The following is an 11,551-nucleotide window of genomic DNA, read 5'->3' on the forward strand; positions in this document are numbered from 1 at the left end:
AATAACTATTAGGAAAGGAAGAGATAATTCGTCTAAAAAATTTTTTTGTAGATAGCTGTTTTAGAAACATCCGTACACTTTTAGAAGCTTTTCTAAGAAAGATGAATAGAATACCACAAATACATAAAAATGCGAGGAGTGTAAGATATGCCAGGAGTTGATTTTAGAGAAACAGGCGGCAGATTCATCAATCGAATGCATGACAACAATAAGACAAATGTTCAAGAAGATTTGAATAGATTAGCTATTCGCGCAGGGAATCAATCCCTAAATGTGAGAGCAAACCCAATTATTTCTTATCTTTATTATTCGACAGGTATTCTTCAAAATATAACACTACAGCCGATAAATCAAAGGAATGATCGAACTGTAGGAAATACAAGCACTTCATTTGGAGAAAGAAATCAAGAAAATCCTTCGTTTGATTTAAATACTAGAGCAAATGCAACTCAAAGCTATCGTAATGTATTACAGAGCATTCCCCAAGTCAGTATAGATCAAAACGTTCTAGCATCAAATGGGCTAGCTAATGTGACAGATACGGTTCCTAAACAATTTAATAGTGAGTATGTTTCTAAAAAGAAATTGAAATTTAAACGTAAAGAATCAAGTGAATATAAGGGCAATACATCTCGCAATACAAGTGATGTATTGCAACAATCCCTAAATGAAAGTAGAAAGATCAATCCAAGACAACAGCGTGCGCTCTCCAAGAAATCCTCCTATTTAATCAAGAAATTCACAAGTGAGTTACATGATCAGAGAGTAAAAATTCTGAATAGTATTCAAAAAGATGAAATGTTTAAGTCTGAAGTAAGATCATCCAACCAAGAGCAAACATCCCAAACAAAAGACAATGAGCTAACGAATAATGGGCATACTTCCTGGCAAGAAGAAAAGTTTCACTTGTCACAGGAAGGTGTAGATTCAATTAAGAAAGATACAAGTGAACTACATGATCAGGAAGTAAAAAGTCTGAATACTATTCAAAAAGATGAGACTTCTTTTGTTTATAAAATCCATAAGTTTGAAGCAAGACAATCCAATCGAAATCAGGGAACAGACTCTCGTAATCGAACAACTAATATGGAAAATCAGGGAATGACAAAGAAATTTGTAGAAGGTTCTCAGCAAGCCTCTTCATCCCAAACAAAAGATAGTCCAAATTCAGATTTTAGATTGCGAGAAGAAAATGAGTCAACAAGCACTGGAATAGCGTCATGGCAAAAAGGAAAGTATCACTTGTCACAGGAAGGTGTAGATACAACTCAGAAATCGACGATTGAACTACAGGATAAGGTAATACAAAGTTTGAAGAGTATTCAAAATGATGACATATCTAAGTTTGAAGCAAGACCATCCAAGCGAAATCAGGGAACAGACTCACCTAATCGGACAATCTATATGGAAAAACAGAGAATGACAAAGGAATTTGTAGAAGGTTTACAGCAAGCCACTTCATCCCAAACAAAAGATAATCCGAATTCAGAGGTCAGTTTTACAACGCATGGAGAAAAAGAAATTGACACAGTTAAACTGCGCAATCTCAATGATAATCCTGTATTTGAAGCAAGAAATATAAGAGGTGAAAACGAAGAAAGCTTAACACACGGTATAGGAGAAAGTCTAATCAAGTTCGGAGAGCAAGCATACCCTTATCGTTCTAAGGCTGAAATATATCAACAGGCGATTCCTACGCAACCGTCTCAAAATAAATCACAGGATCTGTATCACAGCTTGGCGAATCAAAAAACTATTGATTTAAAAGATACGCGGACAGGTGAATATATTTTAAAAATGATAGAATCATCGGATGGACAGAATTTCCCCGCAGAATTGAAGGATTTTTTGAAAGATTTACAGCAAGCTCCTTCATCCCAGACAAAAGACATTCCAATTCCAGACTTTAGATTGAGAGAAGAACATCATATAGCAAGCAATGGGATCGATTCTTGGCAAAAAGAAAAGTCTCATTTGTCACAGGAAAGTTTAGAACCAATTAAAAAAGAGTCAAGGGAACTATATGATCAGTTGGTACACGGCACGAGCAGCAAAAAAAAAGATGTGACTTCTTTTGTTTATGGAACGCCTAAATTTGAAGCCAGATCATCCAAGGGGGATCAGAGAGCAGAATCACTCGATCGACTAACGAATATAGAGAATCCAGGAATCTTTAAGAAGTTTTCAGATGGGCTAAGCATCGATCAATTTTCGTCAGCCAAAGAAAAAAACAACATTGATAAAAATCCACAAACGTTTATTGAAAAACAAAACGGAAATAAGCCAAGGTTATCTATGCTTGTAGGGAATGCTAAAGTAAAAAGTCAAAATATAATTAATCAAGAAAAACAGCGTCCAAGAGCAAATCGAAAAGAACCAAGTTTGAGCATATAGTTAATTGAAGACAATAAAAAGATGACTAAAAAATTAGGATAGTAGTACTTTTCTACCACAAACGTTATCAAGGCTAACGGGAAAACAGAATGTTAACTACGGTAAATAATTAATGCCAATTAAATAAATAGAAGGAGTGAAAGGAATGCCAGGAGAAAATCATAACGAGAGAATAGGACGATTCAACAACAGTGTTATAGACAAGCAAGATCCGCATGGGTTAGAGCGTGAGTTAAGGGCTCTGAGTAATCAAAGAAGATTTCATCTGAATAGAGGGAAATTTTCTGCTTTCACGGGAGCGGTATACGCAACCAGTGTGTTAAGTATGTTAACACCAGTGGTTGCGCATGGCCCTAATCGATTGAATGTACCAAAAGAAAAAAACAACGAAATGAAAAGAACTTCCGAACAATCAATGGATTATCTACGTACCTCCAACATCACAACTAGTCATACACAGAGCAATAACGTTTCCCCTCACAACATGACAATTGATTTAAAAAATACACTTAACCACTGGGACGTTGAACTTAACAATTTAATGGTTTCAAATAAAAAGGATATTAATAAAAATGTTCCTCAGAGATCACGAAGAACATTAAATCAGCGAAGCCAATTTAGAAATCTTACAGCAGAAAATGCTGCAGAACAAATTAAAAATACTTTGAAAGGTTTTGTTGAGGAAATCCAGAACCCCCCGACGTCGATTGGAGCAGCAAATCTACCCTTAGAAGAAATCCAGAAGCCCCCGACGTCGGTTGGTCCAGCAAACCTACCCTTAGAAGAAATCCAGAAGCCCCCAACGTCGGTTGGAGCAGCAAATCTACCCTTAGAAGAAATCCAGAAGCCCCCGACGTCGATTGGCCCAGCAAATCTACCCTTAGAAGAAATCCAGAAGCCCCCGACGTCGGTTGGAACAGCAAACCTACCTTTAGAGGAAATCCAGAAGCCCCCGACAGCGGTTGGACAAGTAAATCTACCATTTGGGGAAGCCCAGAAGCCTCAAACAGCGATTGGACCAGTTAAAAAAACGTTTGAGGAAATGTCCAAGCCTAGCACAGCACTTGAACGATTGGATCACCCTCCCAAGATAAACGAGGCATTTTGGGATAAAGTAACTAAAGTCTTTACTGATTTTTTCAAGCAATATGAAACACCAACTGATAGAGGTGGTGGGCAAGGAGCAAAGGATCAATCCATGTTGTCGTATGTTTCAAATTTGATGTCTTTTGCATTACCTGATCTCCAATTATTTACTATTAACCTAGGGAAAGCAAATAAAGACAATATATCACCCCAATCGTTTGATCAACCTACTTCCTCTGACCATAGTTTGGGACAAGAAAATTTTGCAACTCAAATTTTGGATGCAACAAAAACGCTAATCAATGTGTTTACGAACCATGATTTATCTAAAAGATTATCGAAGGAGATAGCAAGTTACAAAAACCTGAGGGATGAGCAAAATTCAGGGCTTACGCCAGAAGCGAAGATTTCAAGCCAATCCAATCAACGTCAATTTGATTCTCAGCCTGGAATGAGCAATTTCAAAAATACTGAGGTAATTCTTCATCCTCAGGCTACTGATATCCCTGTTTCAAGTAAGAAAGAATTAGAACAAGAGTACTTAAAAAGAAGAAGAGGGATGATAAAGCAATGGGATGAGCCAGATAGAGTGAAGAATCAAAGAGAAATGTCCGCAGATCGCGAAAATTCACATCTGGCAAACAGTGTGGAAAGAATGACGACTAATAAAGAGGTGGGAATCGATCCGAATAATTTCGATACGAGATTAGAAAAAAACTTTAATAAATTTAAAGAAGCTATGATAGGAACACAGAAAAATTCTCGGCAGAATTTGGCTTTAAATAATCGACATTCGAATCCATTGCCCAATACTTTGATGAATCAACAATCTACTCAAACAGCAACAGGTAAAAAAGTGTCAACCTTAGAGAATAGTGGGGCTCAATATCAGAAAAAGCAAAAAGAAGGAAGTAATCAAGTAAGATTCGAACAAGTGGGTCATTCAACACGGTCGGGGGCTGGAGTTCGAAATGAAAACAAGCAAAGTTTTTCGATGCTAACAAGTGATGCGAGAGTAAAAAGCCAACATAAAAATATATCGAATCAAGCAAGGCAGCAACAAAGAACAAACAAAAAAGAGGTTAGTTTAAGTATGTAGTCATCAATGTGACAGACTCTTGATAACAGCTAATAACAGGAAATGGAGGTTGCGCCAAATTTGGCGCAACCTCCATTATTTTTACATAACACTGATTACAGCAGTTAGAACGACTGAACCGATTGTCAAAATCAACATTGTCCAAATCACTAATTTTGTGACTTTCGCAAAAGTGCTTGTTTGTTTTTTTTCTCGCATCGTGATTACCTCGATTTATTATTGTTATCTTGATTTTACATGCTTTTCACTGATTCTACAAGAGGGCATCTCTATAAAAACTTACCTTTTTTTAAATAATAAGTGGTCAGAAGTGAAATGATCACGGTCAATAGTATCAACCAAAGGAAAGCATCATCCCTTTCGGCAATTGGTAGTTTAATGTTCATGCCGTAAATGCTTCCAATGATTGTTGGAATCGTTAAGATAATCGTTAAAGAAGTTAAAATTTTCATAATATTATTCAAGTTGTTTGAAATAATGGCTGAAAAAGTTTGGTTCATCTGTTCGACAAGCTTCAAGCGGATACGAGCGGTGGTCTTTGCTTGTTCTGTTTCAATGATCACGTCTCTGAGGTGATTCATCATCGCGTGATTATTTTTTACCGATTGGTTCTCGGCTAATTGTTGTAACGCTTCAAGATTCGAGGCAGTCGCTTCTTTGAAATAAACCAAGCTTTTTTGGATATCCATGATTTGATACAATTGTTTATTTTCAGTTGACACTTTTAGTTGTGTCTCCAACAGATCGCATTGGGCAAGTAAGGTAGAGAGATAGGTGTTATAGGACTGAGTGATCTGCCAAAGTAACTGCATAAAAATATTTAGAGTTGTCGAAAGATCGTTTCTTTGAAACGTTTGATGAAAGACTTTTTTCAAAAAAAGTGGTTCGTGATTCGTAATTGTGATAAGCTTCTTTTTGGGCGTGAGAATAATCGAAAACGGATAAGTATCTACTTGGAAATATCCGCTAGGACTAGTTTTTGGAAAAGGGTATTGTAATAATACTAATGCTGGTTTTGTTAGCTTTTCTTGATTAAATTCTTCTACCCGGGAGTTTTCTGCATCGTCTAAGACAGACGTGAGGTAATCTTTAGGTATTTGGAACTGTTTGATCAATTGATTGATTTCTTCTTCTGTTGGTCGCTCGACACAATACCAAATGGTTTCAGCCGTTTCTTCCATGGAATCAACCAATTTCTGGTCTTCAAGTGTGAAATACTTTATCATTGGGAACCTCCTCAATACTTCTTTCTTCTATTATAACCAATTCTTGAAAAGAACACATTGAAAGAGACTACCCACTGATCATCAATCTTGATTGGTCAAAAAATGGCTGCAACAAAATAATAAAACAGTATAAATTTAAACTAAATGAAATCGTTGTGTAAACTAAATCACGTATACTGAACGCAACGATAAAAAAGGAGATTTGTCGAATGGGCAGTTTTTCACCACTTGTATTGTTTTGGTACATCTTTCCGGCAATCGTGATTTTTGGTTGTCAATTTCTAGTAAAAATGTTTGCATTGACTCGTCGTTTCAAAGTCAAAGCACCTGATTTAGCCGTTCCTTTTTTGTGGGGAGGCATCCACGCATTGTCTCGTAATACCGCTACGTCTTCATTTTTGCCCTTTTTATTGATCACCATCCTTTTAATGGCAATCTGTATCGCGTTATTCCAAGCTTATTACTATGACGAACTTGTGTATTCACGTTATTTCAAAATGACTTGGCGTCTTACTTTTTTGGTGACATTAGTCATGTATATCGTTTTGATCGTCCTAAACATCCTTTCGTTTCTCTAATATGGCGCAATCAGGCTGTTAAAAGACTTTAAAAAATCTTTTAGCAGCCTGATTGTTAAAATTTTTTTTACTAATCAAAAAGTTATTCTCAGATTTCCCATAAAAGGTGGTAGAAAGTGGGGGATTGTGGTAGACTGATTTTAGTTAGTGGAGGATTGGGGGTAGTTTCGATGTTAATGGGCGAATTTCGGCATAATATTGATGCAAAAGGTCGCTTGATCGTGCCTTCAAAACTGCGCGAAGAATTAGGCGAACAATTCGTGTTGACTCGTGGATTAGATGGCTGTCTTTTTGGCTATCCGATGAGCGAATGGAACGAATTAGAGTCGAAACTCAATGATATGCCCCTAGCAAAGAAAGACGCTAGAACCTTTGTCCGTTTTTTCTACTCAGCAGCTACAGAATGTGAGTTGGACAAGCAAGGACGTATCAATATCCCTAATACATTAAGAAACTACGCAACAATAACGAAAGAGTGTGTCATTGTTGGTGTGTCAAACCGGATCGAAATTTGGGATGAAGCCAAATGGCAAGAATTTTCAGAAGCTGCGGAAGAAAACTTTGATGAAATCGCTGAAAATATGATTGATTTCGGATTATAAGAAATAGGAAGAGGCTGACCAATGACTGAAACATTTCAACACTATACAGTCATGTTAAAAGAAACGGTAGATGGACTTGCAATCAAACCGAACGGAATTTATGTGGACTGTACACTCGGCGGAGCCGGGCATAGCGAATACTTATTAAGCCAACTGAATACAGAGGGTCATCTTTATGCGTTTGATCAAGATCAAATAGCAATCGATCACGCAAAAATCCGTTTGGCTGAGTATGTCGAAAAAGGTATGGTCACTTTTATCAAAGCAAATTTCCGTGAGCTTGAAGAGCGCTTGACTGAATACGTACCTAAGGTCGATGGGATACTTTACGACTTAGGCGTGTCTTCGCCACAATTAGACGAAGCAGAACGTGGATTCAGTTATCATCAAGATGCGCCTTTGGATATGCGAATGGATCAATCGGCACCTTTGTCAGCATATCATGTGATCAACGAATATCCTTACAACGAATTAGTAAAGATCTTCTTTCGTTATGGAGAAGAAAAATTTTCAAAACAAATTGCCAGAGAAATTGAACGGGTGAGAAAAGATCATCCGATTGAAACAACCGGGGAATTAGTAGAAATCATCAAACAGGTGATTCCTGCCCCAGCAAGACGAAAAGGCGGTCATCCTGCAAAACGCATTTTTCAAGCTGTGCGAATTGCAGTCAATGATGAGCTAGGTGCGGAGGAAGCCTCTTTAGAGCAAGCAATCCGCTTATTGAAGGTCGGTGGCCGGATCAGTGTGATCACTTTCCACTCATTAGAAGATCGGATCGTCAAAAACATGTTCAAAGAATATAGTACGGTCAAAGATTTACCACCAGGGTTGCCGGTCGTACCTGATGAGTTCCAACCTGAATTAAAAGTGATAACGAGAAAACCGATGTTGCCATCTGAAGAAGAATTGGCAGAAAACAATCGTTCTCGTAGTGCAAAATTGCGTATCGCTGAAAAAATACGAGAGAAAGAGGAGTAGAAGAATGGCAGAACTAAAGAAAGTCCAACAATATCCATATGATTTACAAGAAATTGAACTACCAGAGCAACCTCTGCCAGATTCACCCTCAGAGAAAGAAATCGTTCTTCCTCAATCTCCAGCAAAACGCTTGAAGCAAATCTCTATTTTCGAAAAGCTTGCCGTAGTGTGTATTGCTTTTTCTGTCATCGCACTTTGCGTATTAACAGTGATGTTACGAACCAATATTAGTGGTATGGAAAAGCAAATCGGTGCGTTACAGGTTGAATATAACGAAAAAAATCAAGAAAAAATCAGTTTGGAACAAGAGAAAAGTGAACTTTCTCGTACCGAGCGTGTTAAAAAAATCGCAGAAGAAAAAGGGTTGTCAATCAATGACGACAATTTAAGGAAAGTGAAGTAAATGAGTCTTAAAAATAAATTCCGGCGGTTTATGGAAAAGAAAAATCTAAATCCGATGAACAATCGCAAAAAAGTAGGTATCATTTTATTTGCTACGAGTATTGGGTTGTTCTTTTTATTTGCCGTTCGTTTTGCCTACATCGTGATCGGTGGACATGTGGCTGGCACATCACTAGAAGAAAAAACGAACCAGCTTTATCAAGGTAGTGAAGAGGTCAAGGCAAAACGAGGCACGATCTTTGATCGTAATGGGGTGGCACTAGCAGAAGATGCCACGTCTTACTCGATCAAAGCCATTCTTTCCGAAACATACACGACTGGAAACAAAAAATTATATGCACAAGAAAAAGATTTCGATACACTTGCGGATATTATCAGCAAGAACCTTTCAATGGAAAAAAGTAAAGCCTTGAAGGTGCTACGCGATGGAGCCGAGCAAAATCTCTACCAAGTAGAATTTGGGAATTATGGACGTAATATCACCCAAGAGACGAAACAAAACATCGAAGCAGAAATGAAAGCAGCTGATGTTACTGGGCTTTATTTCGATAACCACCCTGCACGTATGTATCCTAGTGGAGTATTTTCTTCCCATTTTATTGGTTACGCGGTACCGGATGAAAAAGAAAATGGCTTGGTCGGCCGACTTGGGATCGAATCTGCTTATAATGATATTTTGAGTGGACAAAACGGAAAGATCTACTATCAAAAAGATAATTTCCAAAATCCATTACCAGGTACTGTAGCAGAAGAAGAAAAGGCAACAGACGGTAAAGATGTGTATACGACTCTTGATAGTCGTCTGCAAAGTTACTTAGAAACATTGATGGATCAAGTCAATGAAGAATATCAACCTGAAGAATTGACTGCGATATTGATGGAAGCTAAAACTGGCGAGATCACTGCGATGAGCCAACGCCCGACGTTCAATCCTGAGACGATGGAAGGGTTGACTGGTGAAGATGCTGTGTGGCGTAACATCCTTGTACAAGATTCTTATGAACCAGGTTCAACAATCAAAGTCTTCACGACAGCAGCAGCGATCGAAGAAGGTAAATTCGATGAAAATGAGTCTTTCCTATCCGGACAGATCAAAGTAGCTGATGCCACGATCAATGACCATGACTTTGGTAAAAAAGGAATGCTGACCATGCGTCAAGCTCTTTCATGGTCGAGTAACGTCGGTATGGTAATGTTGGAACAGCGTTTAGGTGGCAAGTGGTATAACTATTTGCAAAAACTAGGATTTGGGCAAAGTACTCACTCTGGTTTGGATGATGAAGTTGCGGGTGCTTTACCAACTGCTAATATCGTTGACCAAGCGATGAGTGCGTATGGTCAAGCGATTGGTGTTACGAATTTCCAAATGATGAAAGCTTTCACTGCGATCGCCAACAACGGCACGATGATCCAACCACGTTACATTAGTAAGATCGTTGATCCAAATACTGGAGAAGAAGTCTCTACTGAAACGGAAGTGTTAGGACAGCCATTTTCAAAAGAAACGACAGAAAAAGTTCGTGAGTATATGCGAGATGTCATAGAAAATGAAAATTACGGTAGTGCTTACGGAGTATATAATGTTCCGGGATACAATATTGCAGCTAAAACAGGAACAGCCCAGATTGCTTCTGATACAGGAGGTTATCTAACGGGTGATACCGCGTATCTGTATTCGATCGTCGAAATGGTACCAGCTGAAGATCCCGAATATGTCCTTTATCTGACAATGAAACATCCTAAGACGTATGACCGCACGGCTTTAGCAAAAATTGCGAACCCATTACTGAAACGAGCAATGGATTTCAAAGAAGCGGAAACAGCTACGCCAGAAGAGAAAAAGACGGAAAATATCACTGTTTCTGACTATCGTAATTTAAATCCTGATATTGCCGCTGCTGATGCACAAAAGAGTGGTTTGCAACCAGTAGTCATTGGCGATGGAAATAAGGTAGAAGCGCAATCCACAGCAAATGGGGATGAGCTGATATCGGGAGAAAAATTGATTCTATATAGTGGTGGTACTGCGTTGATGCCTGATGTGACAGGTTGGTCAAAGGCGGATATCATGAAATTAGGAAAAATACTTGGTGTCGAAGTGACGTTCCACGGTGATGGTTACTGTACAGAACAAAGCCTCGCACCTTATGAAAAAATATCTGATGAAACATTAAGTTTCCATCTAAAAGAATAATAGGAGAGAAGAGAGCATGGATTTGACACAAACATTAATTCCCATTGCGAGTAGTTGTGCAATGACGATTGCAACAATGCCGTTATTTATTGGTTATTTTCAAATGAAAAAACAAGGCCAAGCCATTCGTGAGGAAGGACCTAAATGGCATAATGTAAAAGCCGGAACTCCAACGATGGGGGGATTGGTGTTTTTAGTCAGTGCGCTCTTGACTGGTATCTGGGTAGGCGCTTGGCAACAACAGTTGACGCCTACTCTTTTCATCCTACTTTTTGTACTTGCCCTATATGGAGCAATTGGTTTTTTAGATGATTTCATCAAAATCTTCAAGAAAAGAAATATGGGATTGAACTCAAAGCAAAAATTGATTGGCCAAATTGTTGGGGGAATCATCTTTTATTTCGTTTATCGTGGTGAAGGATACCCTGGAACACTGAATTTTTTTGGAATTGATCTTCCATTAAGTTGGTTGTACGGATTATTCGCGATTTTCTGGTTAGTTGGCTTTTCCAATGCTGTTAACTTAACAGATGGTATTGATGGCTTAGTAGCTGGATTAGGAAGTATTTCTTTTTTGACCTACGCAGTTATCGCTTGGCACCAACAGCAGTATGATGTCTTAATTATCTGCTTGAGTGTTTTAGGTGGTTTACTAGGATTTTTCGTCTATAATCGCAAGCCTGCCAAAATATTCATGGGGGATGTCGGTTCCTTAGCATTAGGAGGATTGTTAGCAGCAATCTCGATCATGCTCAATCAGGAATGGACATTACTATTGATCGGTCTGATGTATGTCATCGAAACAGCTAGCGTGATGTTACAAGTATCTTCTTTCAAATTGACTGGTAAAAGAATCTTTAAAATGTCACCGATCCATCATCATTTCGAGATGAGTGGTTGGTCTGAATGGAAGATAGATACTGTCTTTTGGATAACAAGTGTAATTACTTCATTAATCACATTGTGGATCGTATGGTAGGAGATGACGA

At 38.3% G+C, this 11,551-nt stretch carries 10 protein-coding genes; 8 read left to right on the forward strand and 2 right to left on the reverse strand.

Going from position 1 to position 11,551, the window contains the following annotated elements; all coding sequences use genetic code 11:
- Positions 1-147 precede the first annotated feature (147 nt).
- Both IGJ39_RS04105 and IGJ39_RS04110 read left to right on the forward strand, forming a co-directional pair.
- The gene (locus IGJ39_RS04105) at positions 148-2,394 is read left to right on the forward strand and encodes a hypothetical protein (protein WP_195339125.1); all 2,247 of its coding nucleotides are present in this window, start codon (positions 148-150) and stop codon (positions 2,392-2,394) included.
- Between the two features lie 145 nt (positions 2,395-2,539).
- Complete coding sequence (locus IGJ39_RS04110) at positions 2,540-4,579, forward strand: hypothetical protein (protein ID WP_195475893.1); 2,040 nt, start codon at positions 2,540-2,542, stop codon at positions 4,577-4,579.
- Positions 4,580-4,660: 81 nt separating this feature from the next.
- On the opposite strand, the gene IGJ39_RS04115 is transcribed toward IGJ39_RS04110, so the two are convergent.
- Positions 4,661-4,777: a DUF4044 domain-containing protein gene (locus IGJ39_RS04115; RefSeq protein ID WP_010735989.1), complete on the reverse strand. Its 117-nt coding sequence runs from the start codon at positions 4,775-4,777 to the stop codon at positions 4,661-4,663.
- 71 nt (positions 4,778-4,848) lie between these two features.
- Complete coding sequence (locus tag IGJ39_RS04120) at positions 4,849-5,805, reverse strand: magnesium transporter CorA family protein (RefSeq protein ID WP_010735988.1); 957 nt, start codon at positions 5,803-5,805, stop codon at positions 4,849-4,851.
- A 209-nt stretch (positions 5,806-6,014) separates the two neighbouring features.
- Here IGJ39_RS04120 and IGJ39_RS04125 point away from each other — a divergent pair, with 209 nt between their 5' ends.
- From IGJ39_RS04125 to mraY, 6 genes are all read left to right on the forward strand, one after another.
- Positions 6,015-6,383, forward strand: coding sequence for a DUF3397 domain-containing protein (locus tag IGJ39_RS04125; protein ID WP_019724001.1), 369 nt, complete (start codon positions 6,015-6,017; stop codon positions 6,381-6,383).
- 170 nt (positions 6,384-6,553) lie between these two features.
- A complete protein-coding gene (gene mraZ, locus IGJ39_RS04130; protein WP_029594184.1) occupies positions 6,554-6,985 on the forward strand; it encodes a division/cell wall cluster transcriptional repressor MraZ in 432 nt (143 codons plus the stop codon).
- Positions 6,986-7,006: 21 nt separating this feature from the next.
- On the forward strand, positions 7,007-7,966 hold the full coding sequence (rsmH, locus tag IGJ39_RS04135) for a 16S rRNA (cytosine(1402)-N(4))-methyltransferase RsmH (protein WP_065095669.1): 960 nt from the start codon (positions 7,007-7,009) through the stop codon (positions 7,964-7,966).
- Positions 7,967-7,970: 4 nt separating this feature from the next.
- On the forward strand, positions 7,971-8,369 hold the full coding sequence (gene ftsL, locus IGJ39_RS04140; protein ID WP_010735984.1) for a cell division protein FtsL: 399 nt from the start codon (positions 7,971-7,973) through the stop codon (positions 8,367-8,369).
- Positions 8,370-10,562, forward strand: coding sequence for a penicillin-binding transpeptidase domain-containing protein (locus tag IGJ39_RS04145; RefSeq protein ID WP_019723323.1), 2,193 nt, complete (start codon positions 8,370-8,372; stop codon positions 10,560-10,562).
- A 16-nt stretch (positions 10,563-10,578) separates the two neighbouring features.
- Positions 10,579-11,541: a phospho-N-acetylmuramoyl-pentapeptide-transferase gene (gene mraY / locus IGJ39_RS04150; RefSeq protein WP_019723322.1), complete on the forward strand. Its 963-nt coding sequence runs from the start codon at positions 10,579-10,581 to the stop codon at positions 11,539-11,541.
- Positions 11,542-11,551: the final 10 nt, after the last annotated feature.

This window comes from Enterococcus sp. AZ140 (assembly GCF_051714405.1).
GTDB classification, from domain to species: Bacteria; Bacillota; Bacilli; order Lactobacillales; family Enterococcaceae; genus Enterococcus_B; species Enterococcus_B pernyi.